Annotated in this window: 23 protein-coding genes and 1 pseudogene; 10 read left to right on the top strand and 14 right to left on the bottom strand. The window is 70.5% G+C overall.

The window, feature by feature from the left end:
- Positions 1–9: 9 nt before the first annotated feature.
- A complete protein-coding gene (locus tag ATL45_RS13775; protein WP_246025325.1) occupies positions 10–825 on the bottom strand; it encodes an ABC transporter substrate-binding protein in 816 nt (271 codons plus the stop codon).
- A gap of 465 nt (positions 826–1290) precedes the next feature.
- Here ATL45_RS13775 and ATL45_RS13770 point away from each other — a divergent pair, with 465 nt between their 5' ends.
- Entirely contained in the window at positions 1291–2052 is a 762-nt protein-coding gene (locus ATL45_RS13770) for an endonuclease/exonuclease/phosphatase family protein (RefSeq protein ID WP_093150997.1), read from the top strand.
- Positions 2053–2110: 58 nt separating this feature from the next.
- Here ATL45_RS13770 and ATL45_RS13765 read toward each other — a convergent pair whose 3' ends face one another.
- From ATL45_RS13765 to ATL45_RS13755, 3 genes are all read right to left on the bottom strand, one after another.
- Positions 2111–4120, bottom strand: coding sequence for a VanW family protein (locus tag ATL45_RS13765; protein WP_093150993.1), 2010 nt, complete (start codon positions 4118–4120; stop codon positions 2111–2113).
- A 97-nt stretch (positions 4121–4217) separates the two neighbouring features.
- Positions 4218–4538, bottom strand: coding sequence for a GroES family chaperonin (locus ATL45_RS13760; RefSeq protein ID WP_093150989.1), 321 nt, complete (start codon positions 4536–4538; stop codon positions 4218–4220).
- A 363-nt stretch (positions 4539–4901) separates the two neighbouring features.
- Positions 4902–6755: an NHL domain-containing thioredoxin family protein gene (locus ATL45_RS13755; RefSeq protein WP_093150987.1), complete on the bottom strand. Its 1854-nt coding sequence runs from the start codon at positions 6753–6755 to the stop codon at positions 4902–4904.
- 144 nt (positions 6756–6899) lie between these two features.
- Between ATL45_RS13755 and ATL45_RS13750 the strand changes: the two genes are divergently transcribed.
- Positions 6900–7352: an HIT family protein gene (locus ATL45_RS13750; RefSeq protein WP_093151546.1), complete on the top strand. Its 453-nt coding sequence runs from the start codon at positions 6900–6902 to the stop codon at positions 7350–7352.
- A 61-nt stretch (positions 7353–7413) separates the two neighbouring features.
- On the opposite strand, the gene ATL45_RS13745 is transcribed toward ATL45_RS13750, so the two are convergent.
- The 7 genes from ATL45_RS13745 to ATL45_RS13715 all read right to left on the bottom strand — a co-directional run bounded on the left by ATL45_RS13745 (position 7414) and on the right by ATL45_RS13715 (position 10917).
- On the bottom strand, positions 7414–7734 hold the full coding sequence (locus ATL45_RS13745; RefSeq protein ID WP_246025324.1) for an inorganic diphosphatase: 321 nt from the start codon (positions 7732–7734) through the stop codon (positions 7414–7416).
- An 85-nt stretch (positions 7735–7819) separates the two neighbouring features.
- A complete protein-coding gene (locus tag ATL45_RS13740; protein WP_093150980.1) occupies positions 7820–8119 on the bottom strand; it encodes a HigA family addiction module antitoxin in 300 nt (99 codons plus the stop codon).
- Positions 8120–8130: 11 nt separating this feature from the next.
- Positions 8131–8379, bottom strand: coding sequence for a type II toxin-antitoxin system RelE/ParE family toxin (locus ATL45_RS13735; protein ID WP_281276026.1), 249 nt, complete (start codon positions 8377–8379; stop codon positions 8131–8133).
- A gap of 75 nt (positions 8380–8454) precedes the next feature.
- On the bottom strand, positions 8455–9480 hold the full coding sequence (locus tag ATL45_RS13730; RefSeq protein WP_093150972.1) for a hypothetical protein: 1026 nt from the start codon (positions 9478–9480) through the stop codon (positions 8455–8457).
- A gap of 85 nt (positions 9481–9565) precedes the next feature.
- On the bottom strand, positions 9566–9901 hold the full coding sequence (locus tag ATL45_RS13725) for a hypothetical protein (RefSeq protein WP_093150969.1): 336 nt from the start codon (positions 9899–9901) through the stop codon (positions 9566–9568).
- A gap of 49 nt (positions 9902–9950) precedes the next feature.
- On the bottom strand, positions 9951–10442 hold the full coding sequence (locus ATL45_RS13720) for a hypothetical protein (protein WP_143121608.1): 492 nt from the start codon (positions 10440–10442) through the stop codon (positions 9951–9953).
- 94 nt (positions 10443–10536) lie between these two features.
- The gene (locus ATL45_RS13715) at positions 10537–10917 is read right to left on the bottom strand and encodes a YunG family protein (protein ID WP_093150964.1); all 381 of its coding nucleotides are present in this window, start codon (positions 10915–10917) and stop codon (positions 10537–10539) included.
- A gap of 484 nt (positions 10918–11401) precedes the next feature.
- Here ATL45_RS13715 and ATL45_RS13710 point away from each other — a divergent pair, with 484 nt between their 5' ends.
- The gene (locus ATL45_RS13710; protein WP_093150960.1) at positions 11402–11797 is read left to right on the top strand and encodes a hypothetical protein; all 396 of its coding nucleotides are present in this window, start codon (positions 11402–11404) and stop codon (positions 11795–11797) included.
- Here the strand turns inward: ATL45_RS13710 and ATL45_RS13705 are convergent.
- Positions 11784–12975: pseudogene (locus tag ATL45_RS13705) on the bottom strand (DUF8462 domain-containing protein). The gene ATL45_RS13710 and the pseudogene ATL45_RS13705 sit on opposite strands and share 14 nt — an antisense overlap.
- A 142-nt stretch (positions 12976–13117) precedes the next feature.
- Between ATL45_RS13705 and ATL45_RS13700 the strand changes: the two are divergent.
- From ATL45_RS13700 to ATL45_RS13685, 4 genes are all read left to right on the top strand, one after another.
- Positions 13118–13657 (top strand): MarR family winged helix-turn-helix transcriptional regulator, encoded by a 540-nt coding sequence (locus ATL45_RS13700; RefSeq protein ID WP_093150957.1) that lies wholly within the window; start codon positions 13118–13120, stop codon positions 13655–13657.
- Positions 13654–14169 (top strand): SgcJ/EcaC family oxidoreductase, encoded by a 516-nt coding sequence (locus ATL45_RS13695; protein ID WP_093150951.1) that lies wholly within the window; start codon positions 13654–13656, stop codon positions 14167–14169. The genes ATL45_RS13700 and ATL45_RS13695 overlap by 4 nt, the downstream gene beginning before the upstream one ends.
- 230 nt (positions 14170–14399) lie before the next feature.
- The gene (locus tag ATL45_RS40000; RefSeq protein WP_093150947.1) at positions 14400–15686 is read left to right on the top strand and encodes a CoA transferase; all 1287 of its coding nucleotides are present in this window, start codon (positions 14400–14402) and stop codon (positions 15684–15686) included.
- A 140-nt stretch (positions 15687–15826) separates the two neighbouring features.
- The gene (locus tag ATL45_RS13685) at positions 15827–16591 is read left to right on the top strand and encodes a class I SAM-dependent methyltransferase (RefSeq protein ID WP_093150944.1); all 765 of its coding nucleotides are present in this window, start codon (positions 15827–15829) and stop codon (positions 16589–16591) included.
- A 16-nt stretch (positions 16592–16607) separates the two neighbouring features.
- Here ATL45_RS13685 and ATL45_RS13680 read toward each other — a convergent pair whose 3' ends face one another.
- Positions 16608–17888, bottom strand: coding sequence for an acetyl-CoA C-acetyltransferase (locus ATL45_RS13680; RefSeq protein WP_093150940.1), 1281 nt, complete (start codon positions 17886–17888; stop codon positions 16608–16610).
- Positions 17889–18192: 304 nt separating this feature from the next.
- On the opposite strand from ATL45_RS13680, the gene ATL45_RS13675 reads away from it, so the two are divergent.
- Positions 18193–19530, top strand: coding sequence for a 3-oxoacyl-ACP reductase (locus ATL45_RS13675; RefSeq protein ID WP_093150935.1), 1338 nt, complete (start codon positions 18193–18195; stop codon positions 19528–19530).
- Between the two features lie 9 nt (positions 19531–19539).
- Complete coding sequence (locus ATL45_RS13670; RefSeq protein WP_170210235.1) at positions 19540–20382, top strand: MaoC/PaaZ C-terminal domain-containing protein; 843 nt, start codon at positions 19540–19542, stop codon at positions 20380–20382.
- A gap of 228 nt (positions 20383–20610) precedes the next feature.
- Here ATL45_RS13670 and ATL45_RS13665 read toward each other — a convergent pair whose 3' ends face one another.
- Complete coding sequence (locus ATL45_RS13665) at positions 20611–21258, bottom strand: TetR/AcrR family transcriptional regulator (protein ID WP_093150931.1); 648 nt, start codon at positions 21256–21258, stop codon at positions 20611–20613.
- Between the two features lie 346 nt (positions 21259–21604).
- Between ATL45_RS13665 and ATL45_RS13660 the strand changes: the two genes are divergently transcribed.
- The gene (locus tag ATL45_RS13660; RefSeq protein ID WP_093150928.1) at positions 21605–22153 is read left to right on the top strand and encodes an SCP2 sterol-binding domain-containing protein; all 549 of its coding nucleotides are present in this window, start codon (positions 21605–21607) and stop codon (positions 22151–22153) included.
- Positions 22154–22258 lie beyond the last annotated feature (105 nt).

Raw genomic sequence — 22258 nt, 5'->3', positions numbered from 1 at the left:
ACGCCGAGCTCACTCCGGCTTCTTGCCGAACCACTTCTCGTAGATCTTGTCGTACTCGCCGGTGTCCTTGAGCTTCTTCAGCGCGGCGTTGACGCGGTCCTTCAGCGCCGTGTTGTCGGTCGCCATGCCGATGCCGTACTGGTCGCCGGTGGTGAACTCGGTGGTGATCTCCACCTCCGGGTTGTTCTTGACGAAGTCGCCCAGCACGCTGTTGTCGTTGATCGCCGCGTCGACCTGGCCGGTCTGCACCGCGGTCACCGACAGCGGCAGGTCCTCGAACTGCACGACCTCGAAGCCGTTGGCGTCCTTGTTGTCGTTGGCGTAGGTCTCACCGGTGGTGGACAGCTGCACGCCGAGCTTCTTGCCGCGCAGGTCGCCCAGGCTGCGGATGGGCTGGCCCTTCTTGACCAGCAGCGCCTGGGTGGCGTCGAAGTACGGGTCGGAGAAGTCGAAGTTCTCCTCGCGCGCGGGCGTGATGCTCATGGCCGCCGCGGCGACGTCGCAGCGCCGGGTGTTCAGGTCCTCACCGGACTGGATGCCCTCGAACGGGGTGTCCACGATCTTCTGCTGGAGGCCCATGTCCTTGGCGATCGCGTCGACGAGGTCGACGTCGAAGCCGACGATCTTGCCCTGGTCGTGGAACTGGAAGGGCTTGTAGTCCATGTGCGTGCAGGTGGTGAGGAAGCCGGCCTCGATCACCGCCACCCCGCCGTCCGCGGTGCCGCCGCCCGCGGTGGTGGACTCGGCGCACCCCGCAGCGGCTGCGGTGGCGAGGGCGAGAGCGGGCAGCAGGGCCAGCACTCGTGTTGTTCTGCGACGCGCCACGATGTCACTCCTAGTAGGTGAGGACCTGAGTTCTCGAATGGTGCCACCCGATCGGTCGTAATCCCAATGCCGAATGTTGCGAAGCCATCAAAATTTCCCGCCGCCCCGGTCACCGGCACCGGCCAGGATCGGCAAACCTGGCGGCCCGGTGGCGGAGCAGCGAAAGGAATTGCGCCGAACCTCCCCCATTTCCGTGGGACATGTGCCCATCCCGACCGAGTGGCCCCTCAGTCTCATGTGGCGCGCGCCACTGGTCAACAGGGGACTCCGCGGGCGCGCGGGCGCCGTGCGCGCGTGAACTCGTGATCACCCTCCGTGCACAGATCATCGGCACGTGTGACGCCTCCGGCGCAGCGGCTGTCGAGAAGTCGCCACTACCCCATCCAGCGGTCGAGGGAATATCCGCAGGTGAGCAGACTGCAACGGGTGTCGCGCCGTTCGGCGCGAATCCCGAAGGAGGTCACGATGTTGCGTCGTTCGACCGTGCTCTGGGCGGTGGCCGCGCTCGCCGCGGCGCTCACCGCCGTGCTGCCCGCTGCGCACGCGCAGGCTCCTCGATCCTTCGACGTGCTCCAGCTCAACCTCTGCAACAGCGGCGACGAGGCCTGCTTCTCCGCGGGCCGGTCGGTCGACGCCGCGATCGAGGCCATCCACCAGCGGCGGCCGGACGTGGTGACGCTCAACGAGGTCTGCGCGTCCGACATCACCCGCATGACCAGCGAGACCGGCTACCGCTGGGAGTTCACCCCGGTCGGCGACGCGAGCACCGGCGACCCGGCCAGGTGCCGGAACGGACGCGGCGACTTCGGCGTGGCGATCCTGACCCACCCCGACGTGGGCGCGCCGGGAGAGCCGGTCGAGCAGCAGTTCGCCGCGCAGGACGCCAGCGGCGTGCAGCGCGTGCTGCTGTGCGTGCCGTACTCGCAGGTCTCGGCGTGCACCGCGCACCTGTCCGAGACCGACGTCCGGGTGGCGGCCGACCAGTGCCACGAGCTGTCCGGGGTCGCGACCGCGCTCGGCGCGCAAGCGGTGCTGGGCGGGGACTTGAGCCTGGTCTCCGGCGGCGAGCCCGACGTCCAGGGCTGCGTGCCGGAGGGCTGGTACCGCAAGGACGACGGCAGCGTCCAGCACGTGTTCGCGATGGACGCCTTCCGCTTCGAGCAGGTCGAGACGCTGCCGATCGACGGCACCGACCACCCGGGGCTGCTCGTCCAGACCACCCGCTGACGAAAAGACCGGGACCACGGCTCCAGCTGAAACCGTGGTCCCGGTGGTCGTCCCGCCGTCAGGCCGGCGGGGCGCCGCAGTGGATGATCGGCTGCGGCTCGTAGCGCGTGCGCTGGGTCTCGTTGCGGGTCTGACCGGTGGTGATGTCGCGGATGGTCCGCGTGTCGGTCACCGTGAAGCCCGGCGAGCCCTTGCTCGGACTGCACGGCTCGCCCGGCGGCACGACCTTCTCGTGCGGCTGCGTCGGGTTGGTGCGCTCACCGGTCTGCGAGGACACCTCGAACTGCTTGGTGCCCCACAGCTTCACCGTGATCGAGGACGGCGTCCACGTCGTGGTGATCAGGATGCCGCTCTTGGAGACGTTCTTGAACTTGACGTCGATGATGCTCGCCCCGCTCGGGCTCTGGAACACCGTCGCCTCGCGGCCCGCCGGGTAGCGGCTGATGTAGTAGCTGTGCGCCTTGTGCTCGACGTCCTGCATGCCCGCGAAGTACGAGGCGTTGTACAGCGTCGTGGCGAACTGCGAGATGCCGCCGCCGACCGCGCGCCCGGGCCGGCCGTCCTGGATGATCCCGGACTCCACGTAGCCCTGCGCGGTTCCGCGCGGACCGGTGTGGCCGTTGAGGCTGAAGGTCTCGCCCGGCTTGATGATCGCGCCGTTGACCTGCTCGGCGGTGCGGCGGATGTTCACGCCGGAAGCCGGTTCGAAGCCGCCGGTGGTGAACTCGCCGACGACCTCCTTGATGCCCATCTTGTCGGCCTGCTCGGTGGTGAACTTCGCCGGCTGGTGCTCGTAGACGGCCTGCACCGAGCGGTTCTGCGGGGCGCGCAGCACGTCCATGAGCCGCTCGAAGCTCTTGTCCCAGTTCACCCCGATGCCGTCGGTGGACGGCTTGACCACGGGCCGACCGCCTTCGAGCACGATCTCGGCGTCCTTGCCGGGCTTGATGGTGTCGGCCAGCTGCGGTTCGACGGCGCCGATCACGCTAGGCAGGTCGATGTTGGCCTTCAGGCCGCCCTCGACGCCTGGCTCGAACCGCAGCGCGGCGGCGATCGCCTCCGGCGCCAGCGTCGCGTTCTTGCCCTCGCCGCGCACCGTCACCGGCGACTTCACCGCGGGCTGGGCGATCTCGCGCAGCGCCCGCTGCACGCCGTCCGCGGTGGTGCTGACCGGCTTCTCGGTGAAGGGCACCTGCACGGGACCGTCCTCGGCCCAGTGCGTGAGCACCTCGTCGGTGGCCCGCTGCACGTCGATGAACTGGCCGGTCACCGGCTCGACAGCGACGGGCTCGGCGCCCTCGAAGCGGATGGTGCCCTCGGCGGGCTCGCGGTCCAGCTGCGGGCGGGTCTGCTCCAGCGCCTGCACCAGCTGATCCCGGTCGCCGTGGCTGACCGGCGCGACCTCCCGCGTGCTGAACAGCGAGGCGATCCGGGTGAAGGGGTTCAGCGGCTGCTCACCGGCCTCCGCCACGGTCGCCGACCAGTCCATCTGCAGTCCGGCGTCGGCCGGGTTGATGGTCGTCGAGCGGTCCGCGACCTGGAGCTGCACCGGCTGGTCGAGGCCCGGGCCGAGCTCGGCCTTCAGCGCGCTCTCGGCCGCGGCGGGTTCCATGCCACCGATGGCGACCCCGGCCACCACCGTGCCGCGCGGCACGGTTCCGCTGGTGAGGGCCAGGTCGCCCACGTAGAGCAGGGCCAGCACGCCGACCGCGGCACCGGCCGCGATCCCGGCGCGGATCAGGCCGCGCTTCTTGCGCTGGGCGGGCGACTGCGGCGGGACGGCCGCGCTCCAGCCACCGGCGACCTGCGGGATGGCCTGGGTCTCGCCGATCGGGAAGTTGCTGAAGTCGGTGGGCAGCGCGGCGATCTGCGCGGTGCGCTCGGCGTCCGACTCGGGCTCGGCGGTCGGCTGGATGCGCTGGGTGCCTTCGTCGGCCGCGGGCACCGGAGGGATCCGGGTGGTCCGCTCGACGTCGCGTTCCGGCTCGCTCGAGCGCTGGTCCGAACCGGTGTGGAGCCGTTCGGTGGACGGCTCCGCACCGCTCTGGTGGTCGTGGTTTTCCGGCACCGCTTCCCCTTCTCCTGATCGGTCGTGCGGTGGGGGGCGTCTGGAGCCGCTGCTCCTGCGCGTTCGCCGGCCGTCGCCGACCGACCGGGGTTGCCGACTACAGGTAGAGCCCGGTGCCCTGCTCGGTCTGCTCGCTGGCGACCGCGTGCAGGTCGCGCTCGCGCATCACGAGGTAGGCCTGGCCCTGGACTTCGACCTCGAACTGCTCGTCGGGGCTGAACAGCACCTGGTCACCGACCTTGACGGTGCGCACGTGGCTGCCCACGCCGAAGACCTCGCCCCAGACGAGCCGCTTGGCCACCTGGGCGGTCGCCGGAATCACGATGCCGCCGGTGCTGCGGCGCTCCCCGGACTCCGGGGAGATGCGCACCATGACCCGGTCGTGCAGCATCTGGATTTCGAGCTTGGCATCGGTCACCCGAAAAGTTTACTTGCCGCCACCGGATGACCGACCGGCCAGGGCAGGTGTTATGCACCTCCTCCCGACACAGCACCCGGCAACCCCCACCGGAACCAACGTTTCAGCTGGTCGGAGCCGTTCTGCCAACGCCCCGCACACCGGCTCCCGGGGGCGTCCGCGCCGGGCGAGGCGACGACCCGCCGTGCCCGACGAGCCCGCGGCACCACCCGATCAGGCGTACGAAACGCGTGCGGACCGTCACTCAGGTGGAGCAATCACGGGGGCCGGACACCGAGCGAACGGGCCCTCGCCTCCCCCTCCGAGACGGGCGGCCCGTTCGCACGGCTCCGAACTCCACACGGCCCGGAGCCCCCGGCTGGTTCAGCTCTCGGTGTCGAGGCCGCCCATCACCAGCGGGAGGCGCGTCGGGCCGGACGCCGCGATCTTGATCGGAACGCCCCAGTCCTGCCTGGTCAGGCGGCAGGCCGGGTGTTCGACGGCGGGGTCGTCGTCGCAGCTGGCGGCCTGCGCCACCACGTGCAGAACGCCCTGCTCGACGCCCTCGGCCAGCACCAGGCGACGGGTCAGGTCGGTGCCCACGCCCGCGCCCTCCAGCAGCAGGCCCTCCGGCGAGGAGCTGATCTCCAGCCGGGTCGACGGCCCGTAGCGCTCGTCGAGCTTGGTGCCGGGCGGCGGCGTGAACACCACCGCCAGCTCCACCGCGCCCGGAGCGATCTCGGTCGCGGGCCGCTTGACCTGCTGCGACGCCCCTTCGACCAGCCGCGCGGCGACACCGGGCGGAACCGGCCGCTCCAGCCGGTGCGCGGCGGAGGCGACCACCACCAGCTCGCCGTCCACCACCGCGGCGCCGGACGGTTCGGCCACGTCGGTCGCCAGCGTGGAGACCTCACCGGTCGCGGGCTCGTAGCGCCGGATCGCGCCGTTGTAGGTGTCGCAGACCGCGATCGAGCCGTCCGGCAGCACCGCCACGCCCAGCGGGTGCTGGAGGAGCGCCTGGTCGGCGGGGCCGTCGGCGTGCCCGAAGTCGAACAGCCCGGTGCCGACCGCGGTCCGCACCGCGAACCCGCCGTCGGCGGCCTCCACCCAGCGCAGCGCCGAGGTCTCCGAGTCGGCCAGCCACAACCGGTCGCCGCCGTCGGCCAGCCCGGAGGTCTGGGCGAAGAACGCCTCCTCGGCCGCGCCGTCGCGCAGCCCTTCCACGGTGGTCCCGGCGAACCGCCGCACCGCGCCGGACACCGGGTCGAACAGGCCCAGCGTGTGGTTGCCCGCCATCGCGATCACCACGCCACCGGCGGGTTCCCACCAGGCGACGTCCCACGGGCTGGTCAGCGGAGTCTCCGTCCCGGCGCCGGAGTCGCTGCCGTCGCGCCACTGCTCACCGGTCCCGGCGAGTGTCGTGACGTGCCCGTCCGCGAGCCGCACCCCGCGCAGCAGGTGGTTGACGGTGTCGGCGACGACCACGTCGTATCCGACCTGCTCGGCCAGCGGCGCGGGCAGCAGCGCGAGCCCGCCCGGCTCGGAGAACTCGGGAGCGGCCCCGTCGGCCCGACCGCGCGCACCGGTGCCGATCCGCCGCACGACGGTCTCGCCGTCGGCGGCGAACTCCACCAGCGAGTGGTTCGCCGAGTCCGACACCAGCAGGTTCCCGCTGGGCAGCGCGATGACCTTGCCGGGGAACCGCAGCGTCGTCGCGGGAGCCTCGGGCGGCACGTAAGGACCGTCGCCCCGGTGCAGCGTGCCCTTGGCCTCGTGCTCGGCGATGACCTCGGTGATGACGCTGCGCAGCGCCTCGACGTGCCCTTCACCAGCGGCGACGTGCACGACGTACCCCTCGGGATCCACCACGACGAGCGTCGGCCAGGCCTTGACGGCGTAGTGCTGCCAGGTGGTCAGCTCGGGGTCGTCGAGCACGGGGTGGTGCACGGCGTAGCGCTCGACGGCGGCGGCCAGCGCGGCGGGATCGGCCTCGTGCTCGAACTTCGGCGAGTGCACGCCCACCGTGACGACCTCGGAGGCGAACTCGGCCTCCAAGGGCCGCAGCTCGTCCAGCACGTGCAAGCAGTTGATGCAGCAGAACGTCCAGAAGTCCAGGACGAGAACCTTGCCCCGGAAGTCCTTGAGCCGAAGCTCCTCCCCACCGGTGTTCAACCACTGCCGCCCGACCAGCTCGGGAGCACGGACACGGGCACGACGTTTCTGCTGCTGAGCGCTCACGCCCGGAGTCAACAACACCGGACCGTGCGCTGTTCCGAGGGGGTGCCGGCCGCCGCGCCACAGCCCGGTCGGCGATAACCGTGGTCCGTGCGCAGAAGGACTGCCATCATGATCCGGACTTGCAGCGGGCACGAGGAGCGCGACATGAGCGATGACGAGTGCGTGTTCTGCGCAATTGTGCGCGGAGATGCGGAATCAAGCGTTGTCCACGACGACGCCGATGTCCTGGCGTTCATGGACCTTCAACCGGTGACACCCGGCCACCTGCTGGTGGTGCCGAAGAAGCACGCCGTGGGTCTCGAAGACCTCGACGTGGAAGACGGCCAGAAGCTCTGGGCGGTCGGCCACCGGCTCGCCAAGGCCCTTCGCCGGTCAGGGCTCCAGTGCGAGGGCATCAACCTGTTCCTGGCCGACGGAAAGGCGGCGGCACAGGAGGTGTTCCACGTCCACCTCCACGTGTTCCCCCGGTTCGCCGGAGACACCTTCCGCATCAGCGCCGACTGGCGCGTGCGCGAAAGAAGCGAACTCGACGAAACGGCTGCCGCCATCCGGAAAACCCACGCAGACCTCACCAACGCCGCACACCAGACGAGCTGACACTTCGTTCTGGAACGCCCAGAAGCCGAGGGCGAGGTTCCGAAGCTCTCCGCACCGGTGTTCAACCACTGCCGTCCCGCTCCACGAGATGGCCCCCGATCCCGAGCACCTCGGAGCAGAACCCGCGTGCCTGCTCGACTTCTGCGGCTGTGCAGTCCAGGAGAACCTTCAGCTCGACATCCCACTTCCCCGGATCAGCGGTCAGCAGAACCCCGACCACGCCCGCCCCACGAGCACTTCCGACGAAGACGTCGACCTCAGCCCCGTCGCCGGAACGCGAGTCCTCGAGGTGCCCGTAGTCCACCGGGTAGACCACATCCGGAAAACGCGGATGCGCCTGGCCGCTCCACCGATCGATGACCACCTCGGACTCGGCGACCAAGTCATCGAGATTCGAGAAGAAATCAGCCACAGCACCTCCGGACAGGAGTTGTCCGCTGGTCCGCTACATCCAGGCCGAGGCCCGATCACGCACTGATGGGCGTGATCGAGTCGAGTGCGTCACCGAGCTTGTCCTTGGCGATCGCCCGGTCGTAGTCGTCTTGCAGCCCGGTCCAGAAACCCTCGGACATGCTGAAGTAGCGCGACAAGCGCAATCCCGTGTCCGCGGTGATCCCCCGACGGCCGTGCGTGATCGCGCTCACCCGTGTCTGCGGGATACCAAGATCCTTCGCCAGCCGGTACTCCGTGATCCCCATCGGCTCCAGGAACTCCTCACGCAGAATCACCCCGGGATGAACGGGCGGCATAACGATGTCCATGTTCATACCCTCCCCTCTCAGTGATAGTCGGTGAACTCGACAGCTTCCGGTCCAGCGTCAGTCCAGCGGAAGCAGATCCGCCACTGTTGGTTCACGCGGATGCTGTACTGCCCGACGCGGTCACCCTTCAGTTGTTCGAGCCGGTTACCAGGCGGCACCCGGAGATCGTCGAGGGAGGCCGCCCGGTTGAGCATGGCGAGCCTGATGTAGGCACGTCGTTGCGTTTCGGGGTGCAGCCTGGCCCAGCGGCGCTCCCAAATCAACAATGTGCGTTTGTCGCACCTGCTCGCAGACATTCCCGAACTGGGCAGCCACCCGGTCGCTGCTTGTCTGGTGGTTGTTCAGGGTGCGTTGCGGGTGAGGACTCTGGCTGCTCCTGCGACCACTGCCGTGACCAGGACCCAGCCGCCGACGATCAGGGCCAGTGCGACGGCTTTGTTCCAGCCCGTGGGGTCCCAGGCCTTCTCGTGGCCGAGGTCGACCAGCGGGACCAGGAGGTCGAGGCTGAACAGGAAGGGATCCCAGGTCGGTGCCTCGTCCTTCTTGATCGCGCGGAGCGGGCCGGCCAGCGCGAAGTGCGCGGTCCCCGCGCAGAGCAGCGCGGTGACCCAGGCGAGGGCGAGCGCCGGGCGGTAGCCGAAACCGAAGGTGGCGTCCTGCAAAGCGCCCCAGAGCAGGCCGAGCGGTCCCAGGGTCCGGTGGCGGTGGCGTTCTTTGAAGCGCTGGACCTCGCGCGCTTCGCGGTCCATGCCGTCGGCGCGCAGTGCGGTGGCGAGCTGGGTGTACGGCGCCGGCGAGAACGCCCGCCGGCCGGCAGTAGTGGAACAGCGCTTCATCCACTCCAGTCGCGTGGCGATGGGGCAGGGCGCGAGATCGGTGCTCCGCCGGGTGAGGCGCTGGTAGGTCAGGCCGGTCAACTCGATGCGGCAGTTCTCCGGCCAGTTCGGCGGATCGTCGGTGATGCTCTTGAACCGTGCGTCGCGGAGGCTGACAGATCCCGCGGAGTCGGCGGCGGGGCGGAGCGTGACCAGACCCGCTTCGGCGTCGATGAGCAGCAGCGACCAATCCCCGGGGTTCTGCAGCGTCGTGTTCAGCAGGACCAGCGAACCGCCGATGCGCGCGCCCAGCAGGTGGACCGCCCCTCGCGCGACGACGTCCTGCATGCCCAGGTGAGCGGCGCAGGCGAGGTCGTTCGCCTTGAGCGCCCAGGACGGCCCGCTCAGGTGGGAGTCGTTGAGGGTCACCGGGCCGCCCACCCGTGCGTGATTCAGCACCAGTCCACCCTCCACTGTGGACTTGTAGCCGAAGATCCCCTGCTCGACCTGGACCCGGCTCGCGCGCAGAGCGGGTTCTCCGGAGGCGGTCAACCGAGCTCTCTCGAAGCGCAAGCGCCCGCCGATCCGGGCTCCGTCGAGGACGACCGGACCGCACCGGGCTCCGTCCAGATCGACGTCACCCGTCGCGTGGAGCTGCGTGGCTTCGAGAGCGGGAATCCGGCAGCCGGGCAGCCGGACCCGAGGCCACCTGCGCTTCGGTCAGCACCACGTCATCGCCGAAGTGGCAGTCGCGGAACTCGATGGGGAAGTCCAGTCGCGCCGCAGCCAGGTCCACCCGCCCATCGATGCGGGCCCCGGTGATCCGGACGGAACGCAGCGCCTTCGTCCCGGCCAGCGCATCGGCCAGTACCGCACCGCGAAGCCGCTGCTCACCGTCGAAATCCACCTCGACGCGCGCTCGATCCCGCACAGCCGACAGGACCCGGCGCTCGGCCGCGGTGTGCTCGATCATGCGGCCATTATCGAGTCGAGCACGGGGCCGTCGGGGCAGAACGAGGTGATCAGGGCGTCGGTTGCTGGTTGGTCTTGAAGTACTGGTTGGACGGGGTGAGGAAGATCAGGACCAGGAACAGGGGCATTGCGAGGATCACCATCAGCAGTTCGACGAGGACCGTGGTCGTGCCTGCCTGGTTGAAGATCACGGACAGCTGGTAGTCGGCCATGCTGAGCGTCACGAAGAGGCCGAAAAGGGCGTAGAGCAGCCAGATTCCGGCGACGACCGCGAGAGTGGTCCGGGCCCAGTTGCGGCCCGCGCGCATCCGGAGCGAGAAGAACACCCAGAGCCCGACCAGCACGAGGGTGCCCAGCGTGTTGGCCGTGTTGAACAGCAGCGGGCCCACCGCGTTGTCGAGATACCTGATGATCTCCAGCGCGAAGGCCACGTAGCTGATGACCGTCAGCAGCCCCGAGAGGCTCGGCACCACGATGCCGAGCACGGATGCGAAGGCCACCGTTGCGGGGGCCTTCGGCCGGTCGTTCTGCTGCGCTGTCACGCGAGGAGAGTAGGTATGCGCAGCGGCGCCGGACAAGAATCACCCGCTCACCGTCGCGATTCCGCAACCTCCGGCTGCGCGCCGGTGGCTCGCGTCAAGCTTCCAGGGCCGCGAAGGTCCTGGTGCGCAAGAGTTCGTACTCCTCGCGGAGGCGGTTGATCTCGGGCGGGCGCTCGATCACGACGGCGCCGGTGACGACTTCTTCCGGGTCGAACTGCTCCCGGGTGAGGTCGAGCTCGAGGCCGCCCGGGAAGCGGTTCCACCAGTGGTAGTCGACGCGGCGGCCGCCGACGTGCACCTCACCGCGGACGAGGTCGCCGCCGAGGAGGTCGTTGAGCACCAGCGCGGTGGTGCCGCACTGGCCGCGGGCCGGGTTTCCCTCGTGCCACTTGGGCAGATCCTCGGGGGCGCAGGTGTCCGCGCCCCAGGACGAGCGGATGGCGCGCTCGACGTCGGTCAACGTGAAGGCGATCATGCCGGGCACTCTGCCCGGGGGCACCGACATCACCGGCGGTTGCGGTCCCGGACGTAGTAGGGGGCGGCCGCCAGAGCCGGCACGAGAGCGCCGAGCAGGACGATCACGATTTCCATTTTCGACTCCCTTCGCGCAGCGATGCCCGGGAACGGTGCCGGGTGCGGCGGTGGTGAACTGGATGGCGGCAGAAGTGCCGGAGTTGGAAAGCCCCGCGATGCTGCCAGGTCGGGGGTCCGACAGCACCGCGGGGTCATGATGCATATCGACACCCACCGCCCGCTCGTTACACCCTTACAAACATGTGTTCCACGTCACCCTGAGGCACCGCTGCGGGCGGGTCCGATCGTCCTGTATCCGGATGTATAGCCAGATCGCTAGATTTGCTTATAGAGCACGATCACCTAGGGGTGGGATCCAGGCTTTCCCCCGATGACCTGCGGCTTTCGCGCGTCCACACTTCGAGGATCGCTCAGGAAGGTGGATCATGCCGAAGGCTCCCGAAGCGGTGCGGACCTCGATCCTGCTCTGGCTGATCGCGATCGGCGCCGGTGTCGTGGAAACGCTGCTCAACGTTCTGCCCTCGCCGCAAGACCTGCTGCTGGCGGCCGCGATCAGGATGCTCGTCTACGCCGCGCTGGTGGCGCTCGTTCTCCAGCTCCGCCACGGCCGGAACTGGGTCCGCGTCACGCTGGCCGTGCTGCTGGGCGGCGTGGGCCTGCTGAGCATGGTCGGGCCCGCGCTGGCCGGTGGGATCGAGCTGCCCGCCGGGCCGACCGACTGGGTCTTCCTCGTCGTGCGCATCGCGCACGTGCTCGCCGTGGTCGGCGCGGTGATCGCGATGTTCCGGCCCGCCGCCAACCGGTTCTTCAGTCCTGCGTGAGCAGGTAGCGGCCGAAGTGCGGCACGGTGAAGGCGATCAGGCCGCGCTCGCCGGAGTAGACCAGGCCCTTCTTGATCAGGCTGTCCCGCGCCGGGGACAGCGAGGACGGGCGGCGCTCCAGGTACTGCGCGATGGAGGCGGTCGGGGCCGGTTCGTCGCGGCCCTCCACCAGTTCCGCCATCGCCCGCAGGTACTCCCGCTCAGCCGGGGTGGCCCGCTCGTAGCGGGAGCCGAAGAACCCAGACGGCCAGCTCCGACTCCGCCTCCGGCGCGGCCAGCCGCACGTCCTCCGCGCCGATCTCGCTGCGCACCGCCGCGTCCCAGGTCGCCTTCCCGTACGACTGCACGAAGTACGGGTAGCCGCCGGAGATGTCGAACAGCGCGTCCAGGGCGTCCGGGGTGATCTCGGCTTCCTCGCGCTCGATGGGCGCTAGCACCGCGCGGTCGGCATCCGAGCGGTCCAGCCGGTCGATCCGCACGTACCGGAACAACCGCTCGGAATAGGACTTGCTCGCCGACAGCACCGCGGGCAGGTGCGGCAGACCGGCACCGACCACCACCAGCGGCGCCCCCGACTGGGACAGCTCGTGGCAGGCCGCGCACAGCGCGGAGACGTCCTCGGTCGGCACGTCCTGCATCTCGTCGATCAGCAGCGCGATCCCGGAACCGACGTCGGCGGCCAGTTCCGCGACCTCGGTGAACAGCTCGACCAGGTCGATCTCGATGTCGCCGGAGTCGGCGCGGCCCTGCGCGGCGGGCACGTCGATGCCCGGCTGCCACCGGTCGCGGAGCTTCGCACCGTCGGGATTCGCCTTGAGCGCGAAGGCCTTGAGCACGGCCAGGACCTGCTCGACGCGGTCCGGCGCGCGGTGGCGCACGGCCAGGTCGCGGATCGCGCGGTGCAGCGCAGCGGACAGCGGCCGCCGCAGCCCGGCCTCCGGTCGCGCCTCGACCTTGCCCGCGCCCCAGCCCCGCCGGAGCGCCATCGACCGCAGCTCACCGAGCAGCACCGTCTTGCCGACGCCGCGCAGGCCGGTGAGCACCAGGCTGCGCTCGGGCCGACCTCGGGCGACGCGTTCGAGCACGACTTCGAAGGCGTCGAGCTCGCGGTCCCGTCCGGCGAGTTCGGGCGGCCGCTGCCCGGCGCCGGGGGCGAAGGGATTGCGAACCGGGTCCATAGCTCTCGGACTGTATCCAGCCGTCTAGCGCTGTCCCGATATTCGGCGAGAAGTCCCCATCGGCGTGTTGCACCCCGTTCTTGACCTCTCCTCGGCGGGCAAAGTAGCTTAGCAACTAAGCGAGTTTTGAAGGGAGTTGTCGATGGGCACCGGAGAACGACATGAGCGCGCCGCACTGGCCGCGGAGATCACCGGCCCGCTGTCCCGCAGGTACAGCACCGCGACCGTGCTCTGCCACCACGCGCTGGCCGAGCGCCTGGGGCTCGGTCCGACCGACCTCAAGTGCCTGGACCTGCTGCACGAACGGGCTCCGATGACCGCGAGCGAGCTCGCCGCGATCACCGGGCTGACCACCGGTGCGACCACCGGCGTGGTCGCGCGGTTGGAGCGGTCCGAGCTGCTGGTCCGGGAGCCCCATCCGCACGACCGGCGCAAGCAGGTGCTGCGCCCCACGAGCAAGGCGGTGCGCGAGGTCCAGGCGGTGTTCGACTCGCTGCCGGTCGCCACCGACGCGCTGGTCGAGGGCTTCGACGCGCACCAGTTGACCGCGATCTCGGAGTTCCTCACCCGCGTGACCGACTTCGCCTACCAGCGCGGTGCGCTGCTGCGCGCGCAGGCGCTCCCGTCGGGTGGCCGCCGAGCGACCACTTCTCCCGAACACGACCCGGAGGAGCAGCGATGACCGACGACGAGCAGATCACCGCGCTGTTCGAGCGCATGTGCACCGCCTGGACCGCCGGTGATGCCCGCGCCTACGGCGAGTGCTTCACGACCGACTGCGACTACGTCTCCTACGACGGCAACCGCGCGCAGGGACGAGAGCCGGTCATCGCCTCCCACGACAAGCTCTTCCGCGGCGTGCTCTACGACTCCGCCCTGGTCGGCCGGATCGAGTCGATCCGGCACGTCTCGGACGGTGTTGCGATCGTCCAGGCCACCGGTTCCGTGCTCACCGCCTGGCGGACCAAGCTGCCGAAGCGACGCCTCACCCGGAACACGATCGTCGCCGTCCGCGGCGCGGGCGGGTGGCAGTTCACCGCGATCCACAACGGACGGATCCGGCCAGTGCACCCGCCGGAGCCGGATTCCCCGCCCGCTCGACTGGCCCGGGCCCTCGTGCACGCCTCTCGACGACTCGGCCTCGGGCGCGCAGCCGCACCGGACCGGGCATCCAGCAGAACGGGGCAGTCGTGAAGGCCGTTGCCGCACCTCCGGCGCGCCGCGCTGTGGCTCACCTTCCTGCTCAACACGCCCGGCGGACCGGAACCGGGCCTGCAGATCTAGCGAGAAGTCGACAAATCACCAGTCGCCGAATATCCGGCTTTCTAGCGGAAGAGCTATAGAGCGCGAGAGAGCCGGATGAAGCGCTGTGATCTTCCGCGTCGGTTGCTGCGATCCGCAGGCTGCGCGCCGAAACTCTGGGCATGGCAGCGGAATGGCGTCGGACACTCGCAGGAGCTCTGGAAGCGCTGGGCATCGAGCGCAGCCCGGACGAGCTGGTCGTGACCGGTGAACTCGGGCACCTGGCGGCCAGGCTCCCGGTCGAGGACACCGCGATCGCGTGCATCGGAGCCGCGCTGCTGGCCGCGGGCCCGGCGGAGCTCGCCACCGGGCACGTCGCCGCCGCGGTGCGCAGCGAGGCCCACTTCCTCCTGAACGGCCAGTCGCCCCAGGACGGCTTCGCGCCGATGTCCCGGTTCTGGCGGGCATCCGATGGCTGGGTCCGGACGCACGGCAACTACCCGTGGCACCGCGAAGCCCTGCAGCGCGCGCTCGGCACGTCCGACGACGTCGCCGCGGTGGGATCGGCGATCGCGGAACTACCGGCGCGAGAGGTGGAGGCCCGCGTGGTCGCAGCCGGTGGAATCGCCGCCGCGGTGCGCAGCCCCGAGCAGTGGCGCGCCGAACCACCGGGACGGGCGGTGGACGCGCAGCCGCTCGTGAGCGCTCGCCAGGCAGGCGACGCGGCACCCCGGCGCGGCCGGTTCCGGGTGCTCGACCTGACCAGGGTGATCGCCGGTCCGGTGTGCACCCGGTTCCTCGCGGCGCTCGGCGCGGACGTCCTGCGCATCGACCCGCCGCACCGCCCGGAACGACCGGGGAGCCACGACGCGCTGCTCGGCAAGCGGAGCGCGGTGCTCGACGCCCGCACGCCGGAAGGCCTCGCGAGGCTGCACGAACTGCTCGACGGGGCGGACGTGCTGGTGCACGGGTACCGGCCGGGTGCGCTCGACCGGTTCGGGCTGGACTTCGAGTCGCTGGCCGACCGGCACCCCGGCTTGGTGGTGGTTTCCCTGTCCGCGTGGGGGAATTCGGGTCCGTGGGGCGATCGGCGCGGTTTCGACAGCATCGTGCAGGCGGCCTCCGGCATCGCCGCCGTCGAGTCCACTTCGGACGGTCCTGGCGCGCTGCCCTGCCAGCTCCTGGACCACGGCACGGGATACCTCTGCGCGGCAGCGGTCCTGGACGGCCTCCGCCGCCAGTCCGAGCACGGCGGCACCTGGCTGCGAGAGCTCTCGCTGGCCCGCACCGCGCACTGGCTCCTGGACCAACCCCGCACCGAACGCCCGGCGGCCCCGGTGAACGTCGAACCGTGGCTGACCTCGCTGGAAGGCGGCATCACCGCCGTTGCCCCGCCCGGCCGACTCGACGGCCGCGCCCTGACCTGGCCGTTCCTCCAGCCCTACGGCACCGCCGAGCCCGCCTGGTGAACTCGGCACCTCTTCGCGGTGTCGGGACCGCGACGAGGTGCTGCGATAGCACCCGGCTGCGGACAGGTGCGGAGTCGTCAGCCTCGCCGACGGCAGCGCCCGGGCGGAAATTCGGTGGCGCCGGGCGGGACGATGGGGGCATGTCGCGTTCGTTCGAGGAGTTGGTGGCCGAGGCCGCGGCCGCTCCGGTCGAGGGCTGGGACTTCTCCTGGCTGGACGGCCGGGCGACCGAGCAGCGGCCCTCGTGGGGCTACCAGCGGTTGCTCGGCCAGCGCTTGGCGCTGGCGTCCGCGGCGCTGGACATCCAGACCGGCGGCGGGGAAGTGCTGGCCGGGGTGCCGGGCTTCCCGCCGGTCATGGTGGCCACCGAGTCCTGGCCGCCGAACGTGGCGGTGGCGACGGAGCTGCTGCACCCGCTGGGCGCGGTCGTCGTCGCGGACCCGGACGAGCCGCCGCTGCCGTTCGCCGACGCGGCCTTCGACCTGGTGACGAGCCGGCATCCGGCCACCGTGTGGTGGTCGGAGATCGCCCGGGTGCTGAAGCCGGGCGGGACGTACTTCGCCCAGCACGTCGGTCCGGGAACCATGTGGGAGCTGGTGGAGCACTTCCTCGGTCCGCAGCCCGAAGCCCGCCGCAAGCGCCACCCGGATCTGGAGGCCGCGGACGCCCGCGCCGCCGGCCTGGAGGTGGTGGACGTCCGCAGCGAGCGCCTGCGCGCGGAGTTCTCCGACATCGGCGCGGTCGTCTACTTCCTGCGCAAGGTGATCTGGACGGTCCCCGGCTTCACCGTCGAGGCGCACCTCGACCGCCTGCGCGACCTCCACGAGCAGATCCGGCGCAACGGCGCGTTCATCGCCCACGCCACGCGGACGCTCGTGGAAGCCCGCAACCCCGCCAGCGGGTGAGCGGTGGATTCGCTCGTCAGGGGCGTTCGAGGACGGCGGTCATGCCCTGGCCGCCCGCCGCGCAGATGGAGATCAGGCCGCGGCCGGATCCCTTCTCCGCCAGCAGCTTCGCCAGGGTCGCCACGATCCGGCCGCCGGTCGCGGCGAAGGGGTGCCCCGCCGCCAGCGACGAGCCCACCACGTTGAGCTTCGCCGGGTCGATCTCGCCGAGCGGTTCGGCGCGGCCGAGGCGGTCCTTGCAGAACTCCGGGTCCTGCCAGGCCTTCAGCGTCGCCAGCACCTGCGAGGCGAACGCCTCGTGCACCTCGTAGAAGTCGAAGTCGCCCAGCCCCAGGCCGGTGCGGTCGAGCAGCTGCGGGACCGCGTAGGCCGGGGCCATCAGCAGTCCTTCGTCGCCGCTGACGTGGTCCACCGACGCCGACACCACGTCACCGAGGTAGGCCAGCACCGGCAGCCGTCGCTGCGCCGCCCACTCCTCGCTGGCCAGCAGGACCGTGGCGGCGCCGTCGGTCAGCGGCGTCGAGTTGCCCGCCGTCATGGTCGCGTCCTCGCCGCGGCCGAACACCGGCTTGAGCTTGGCGAGCTTCTCGGCGGTGCTGTCCGGGCGCAGGTTCTGGTCGCGGGCCACGCCCTGGTAGGAGGTCAGCAGGTCGTCGAAGAAGCCGCGCTCGTAGGCGGCGGCGAGCCGCTGGTGGCTGCGCGCGGCCAGCTCGTCCTGCGCTTCCCGGCCGATTTCCCAGGCCAGCGCGGTCTTCGCGGCGTGCTCTCCCATGGACAGCCCGGTGCGCGGTTCGGCGTTGCGCGGGATCTCCGGGACGATGTGCTGCGGGCGGACGCCGGTCAGCGCCTTGAGCCGGCCGGCTGCGGTCTTGGCGTGGTTGGCGCGCAGCAGGACGCGGCGCAGGTCGTCGTTGACCGCGATCGGCGCGTCGCTGGCCGAGTCGACGCCACCGGCGATGCCGACGTCGAGCTGCCCGAGGGCGATCTTGTTGGCCACCGAGACCACGGCTTCCAGCCCGGTCGCGCAGGCCATCTGCACGTCGTGCGCGGGAGTGCGGGGATCCAGCTTGGAGCCGAGCACGGTCTCGCGGGCGAGGTTGAAGTCGCGGCTGTGCTTGAGCACCGCGCCCGCCACGAACTCGCCGATCCGCTCGCCCTGCAGGCCGAAGCGCGCGACCAGTCCGTCCAGCGCTGCGGTCAGCATGTCCTGGTTGGCGGCGCGGGCGTAAGGGCCGCCGGACCGCGCGAACGGGATCCGGTTGCCGCCGATGATCGCGACTCGTCGAGCGGTGGCCATGGCCTGACTCCCTGGTTGCTGCGATGTTCCCTGGTCAATCTAACCTACCCGCGGGTAGGTTAGAAACCTGTCGGCGGATGCCGTCCGCGCCTCACAAGCGGCGGCAGCCGCTTTGAGCACGCACGCAGGTCGACCACCCGCGGGTTCTGAGTGGTTTCCTGGCGAGGACGACCCCTCCGCTGTGTACCGGGCGAGGGGCAGCCAGAGTCCAGGGAAGCATCAGTTCCGCCGAGCGACCGCCCAAGCAGAACAACCACTTACAGGCTCTTAGACGTCGAGCTACCGGACATCCGTGGGAGTGGCAATGGCCGACCGATACCAGCAGTTCACCTCGTCCGCGCTCGGGCGGCAGGTCGTCAAGCGACTCGGCCTGCCCGCGCCGACACCGCTGCGCCGCCACCGGCCGGGCGAGCCGGTGGTCGCCGGCCCGGTGCTGCTCGGCGGCGCCCCGAACGGTCGGCTCGGCGAAGCCGTCGCCGCCGTCGCCAAGGACGTCCAGGCCCAGGTCCACAGCGCGCCCGCGGAAGGTGAGCGCTACGCCGGGCTGGTCTTCGACGCGACCGGCATCAGCAGCAGCGAACAGCTGCGGGCGCTGCACGAGTTCTTCGGCCCGACGATCCGGCAGACCGACCGCTGCGGCCGGGTGATCGTGCTCGGCACGCCGCCGGAAACCCTGATCGACCCGCGGGAAGCGACCGCGCAGCGCGCACTCGAGGGCTTCGTCCGCACTGCGGGCAAGGAGCTCAAGCGCGGCGCGACCGCCCAGCTGGTCTACGTCGCCGAAGGCGCCGAGGGCGCGGTCGACTCGACGCTGCGCTTCCTGCTCTCCGCGAAGTCCGCCTACGTCTCCGGCCAGGTGGTGCGCATCGGCCAGGCCGAGGTGCCGGAGGTGGACTGGGAGAAGCCGCTGCGGGACAAGGTCGCGCTGGTCACCGGCGCATCGCGGGGAATCGGCGAGGCCATCGCGGAAACTCTCGCCCGCGACGGGGCGCACGTGGTCTGCCTCGACATCCCGGCGAAGGGCGGCGAACTGGCCGCGGTCGCCAACCGCATCGGCGGTTCGACGCTGCAGCTGGACATCACCGCCGACGACGCGCCGCAGCGGATCGCGGAGCACTTCGCGCAGCGCCACGACGGGCTCGACATCGTGGTGCACAACGCGGGCATCACGCGCGACAAGACGATCGGCCGGATGACCGAGCAGCAGTGGGACTCGGTGCTCGCGGTGAACCTGACCTCGCAGGAGCGGATCAACGAGCTGCTGCTCGCCGACCGCTCCCCGCTGCGGCCGGGCGGCCGGATCATCGGCGTGTCCTCGATGAGCGGTATCGCGGGCAACGTCGGGCAGGGCAACTACGCGGCCTCCAAGGCCGGGGTGATCGGGCACGTGCAGTCCAGCGCGCCGATCGCCGCGGGCCGCGGCGCCACGATCAACGCGGTCGCACCCGGGTTCATCGAGACCCGGATGACGGCGGCGATCCCGCTGTTCGTGCGGGAAGCTGGTCGCCGGATGAACAGCATGTCCCAGGGCGGCCTGCCGGTGGACGTGGCCGAGACCATCGCCTGGTACGCCAATCCCGCGTCGGCCGGCGTCAACGGCAACGTCGTGCGCGTCTGCGGCCAGAGCCTGCTCGGTGCCTGAGCGGAGGGAATGCCGATGCCTGAAGTGAGCACTGCGCCTTCGCTGGCCGCGCTGTACGCGAAGGCCGTCGCGACCGGGCCCGCGCGGCGCGGCGACCGGCTGCCGGACACCGAGTACGTGCGGCGCGACATCGCGATCGACCGCGACCACCTCGCCGAGTACGACCGCGTGTGCGGGTTCGGGCTGCGCGACGAGCTGCCGGTCACCTACCCGCACGTGCTGTCGTTCGGCCTGTCGGTGCGCCTGATGACCGATCCCGGGTTCCCGTTCCCGCTGGTCGGGCTGGTGCACGTGGCCAACAGCATCCACCAGCAACGGCCGCTGCTGGTGACCGACGAGCTGACCCAGCGGGTGCGGCTGGCGGACCTGCGCCCGCACCCGAAGGGCCGCCAGTTCGACGTGATCACCGAGACCGAGGTGGCGGGCGAAGTGGTGTGGCGCGAGGTCAGCACCTACCTGCGCCGCGGCGGGAAGCCCGCGGACGCCGCACCCGCGGCGGAGCGCCAGGCCGACGTCGCGGCGGTGCCGACGGCGAAGTGGCGGGTGCCCGGCGACATCGGCCGCCGGTACGCGGCGGTGTCGGGCGACCGCAACCCGATCCACCTGCACGCCCTGCCGGCCAAGGCCTTCGGCTTCCGCCGCGCGATCGCCCACGGCATGTGGTCGAAGGCCCGCTGCCTGGCGGCCATCGCCGAACGCCTGCCGGATCAGTGCACAGTGGACGTCGAGTTCCGCAAGCCGCTCCTGCTGCCCGCCACCGCGGATTTCGCGGCGCACCCCGCGGAAACCGGCTGGAACTTCGAACTCCGCGCCCGCTCCGGCAAACCGCACCTCCTCGGCACCGTCCGCTGACCCGACACGCCATCGGCGCGTCCGGCGCACGACGCACCGACACCGATGGACGGCTCCGCCGAACCAGGTGACGGACCACGCAATTTCAATGGAAATTGGACATCTGATTTCCATTGAAATTGCGGAAGTTGTCCACAGGCGTCGGCGTGTCGGAGTGCGACACGCCGTCTCCGTGCGATTTACATTGAAATCAGACGTCTGATTTCCATTGAAATCGCGTCGTCCCGGTCAGGAGTCCGGTGTCCAGGAGCGGCCTTCCACGAGGTCGCCGAAGCCCATCCAGACCATGTTCATCAGGCGCATCGCCATGCCGTCGGCCGCGTGCTCCGGGTGCTCGAACCACCACTCCACCAGCGCTTCGCCCGCGCCGACCAGCGCCGCCGCGAACGGCTCGGTCTGCTCCGCCTGCATCGGCTGCACCGAGTCCTCGGTCGCGCGGGCCAGCAGCGCCGAGATCAGGCTGGTCGCCCGCTCCCGCCACTCGGAGAGCTCGCTGACGAACGGTTCGCCCTGCACGTTGGCCTGCCGGTGCAGGACCGTCCAGCCCGCCTGGTTGGCCTGCACGTACTCGAAGAACACCCGCAGACCGCGCCACAGCTGCTCGGCCGGGCTGAGCCCGGCCTCCACCGCGGTGCCGATCGCCTCGATCAGCCGCGCGGCCTCGCGCCGGATGCAGGCGACGAACAGCTCGTCCTTGGCCCCGAGGTAGGCGTAGAGCATCGGCTTGGAGATGCCCGCGACCTCGGAGATCTCGTCCATCGACGCGGCGTGGAAGCCGTGCGCGGCGAACACCTCGACGGCGGCGTCCAGGATCTGCCGCTCGCGGACCTCCCGCGGCAGGCGCCGCGACCGGGGGCGGCCGTTGTCCTGAACCATTTCACCTCGCACGCTGATCTGCTCCCGGTCAGGCTAGATCAAAACCGGTCGCCGCAGGTCGCTTGCCTTCGAACCTACTCGAACGTAGTCTTACTCACGAGTAGGTAAGCGCGGGAGCACTGCTGGCGGAGCCGTCCGCTCTCGGGTGAGCGGCGCCAGCCGCTCGGGCCACCTACGCAGGGCGACCATCCGCTGGTTCTGAGTGGTTTCCGGCCAGGACGAGCCCTCCACCGTGTATTCGTTCATACATCAGGAGGAGCGGCCGCAGTCCCGGAGAGCAGGCAGGTTCCGGCAGGCGATCGCCCGAGCAACGCAACCGCCAACAGGCATTGAGAGGTGGCGACATATGCCCGAGACCGATCCGATCGCCGCGCTCGGCGAGGTCGATCCGAAGAAGATCGGCAAGGACGAGTTCGTCATGCTGCTGGAAGCCGCCTCCGAGATCGCGGACAGCGGCACCGAGGTGGACCTCAGCGTGCTGCGCCCGGAGCAGTTCGCCCGGCTGATCTCGCGCGCCTCGGACGATCAGGTCGAAGCCGTGATGGCCCGCCCGGAACTGCGCGAGCGCATCCTCGACGAGGTGTTCCGGCGGATGGGCGAGCACTACAAGTCGGACAAGGCGGGCAGGACCGAGGCCGTGGTGCGCTGGCGGATCGGCACCGACGAGGACCTGCTGCGCTACGAGTGCGTGCTGGCCGACGGCAAGTGCGAGGTCAGCAAGGACCCGCAGCACGAGCCGCGGGTGACGATCACGGTCACGCCCGCCGAATTCCTGAAGCTGGCCTCCGGCAACGCTTCCGCCCCGATGCTGTTCATGAAGGGCAAGCTCAAGGTCGCAGGCGACCTCGGTTTCGCCGCCGGGCTGACCAAGCTCTTCCAGATCCCCAAGGCCTGAGCTGCCGCTCGGCGGGAGTGCGCCGAGCGGCGGTGTCGCTCGGCGCGGCGCAAGCCATGATCGACTCCTGCACTGGCGCGGTGCGGGTGGATCGGGACGACTTCG

Origin of the sequence: Saccharopolyspora antimicrobica, assembly GCF_003635025.1 — a bacterium.
GTDB classification, from domain to species: domain Bacteria; phylum Actinomycetota; class Actinomycetes; order Mycobacteriales; family Pseudonocardiaceae; genus Saccharopolyspora; species Saccharopolyspora antimicrobica.
Note: the sequence above shows the minus strand (reverse complement) of the source record. Positions and strands in the feature narration are given on the sequence as shown.

Coding starts and splice junctions, on each gene's coding strand:
- ATL45_RS13675 (WP_093150935.1), top strand. CDS start 18,193: ATGGCCGACCGATACCAGCAGTTCACCTCGTCCGCGCTCGGGCGGCAG.
- ATL45_RS13665 (WP_093150931.1), bottom strand. CDS start 21,258: ATGGTTCAGGACAACGGCCGCCCCCGGTCGCGGCGCCTGCCGCGGGAG.
- ATL45_RS13685 (WP_093150944.1), top strand. CDS start 15,827: ATGTCGCGTTCGTTCGAGGAGTTGGTGGCCGAGGCCGCGGCCGCTCCG.
- ATL45_RS13700 (WP_093150957.1), top strand. CDS start 13,118: ATGGGCACCGGAGAACGACATGAGCGCGCCGCACTGGCCGCGGAGATC.
- ATL45_RS13750 (WP_093151546.1), top strand. CDS start 6,900: ATGAGCGATGACGAGTGCGTGTTCTGCGCAATTGTGCGCGGAGATGCG.
- ATL45_RS13695 (WP_093150951.1), top strand. CDS start 13,654: ATGACCGACGACGAGCAGATCACCGCGCTGTTCGAGCGCATGTGCACC.
- ATL45_RS13715 (WP_093150964.1), bottom strand. CDS start 10,917: ATGATCGCCTTCACGTTGACCGACGTCGAGCGCGCCATCCGCTCGTCC.
- ATL45_RS13680 (WP_093150940.1), bottom strand. CDS start 17,888: ATGGCCACCGCTCGACGAGTCGCGATCATCGGCGGCAACCGGATCCCG.
- ATL45_RS13740 (WP_093150980.1), bottom strand. CDS start 8,119: ATGAACATGGACATCGTTATGCCGCCCGTTCATCCCGGGGTGATTCTG.
- ATL45_RS13725 (WP_093150969.1), bottom strand. CDS start 9,901: ATGATCGAGCACACCGCGGCCGAGCGCCGGGTCCTGTCGGCTGTGCGG.
- ATL45_RS13660 (WP_093150928.1), top strand. CDS start 21,605: ATGCCCGAGACCGATCCGATCGCCGCGCTCGGCGAGGTCGATCCGAAG.
- ATL45_RS40000 (WP_093150947.1), top strand. CDS start 14,400: ATGGCAGCGGAATGGCGTCGGACACTCGCAGGAGCTCTGGAAGCGCTG.
- ATL45_RS13670 (WP_170210235.1), top strand. CDS start 19,540: ATGCCGATGCCTGAAGTGAGCACTGCGCCTTCGCTGGCCGCGCTGTAC.
- ATL45_RS13770 (WP_093150997.1), top strand. CDS start 1,291: ATGTTGCGTCGTTCGACCGTGCTCTGGGCGGTGGCCGCGCTCGCCGCG.
- ATL45_RS13710 (WP_093150960.1), top strand. CDS start 11,402: ATGCCGAAGGCTCCCGAAGCGGTGCGGACCTCGATCCTGCTCTGGCTG.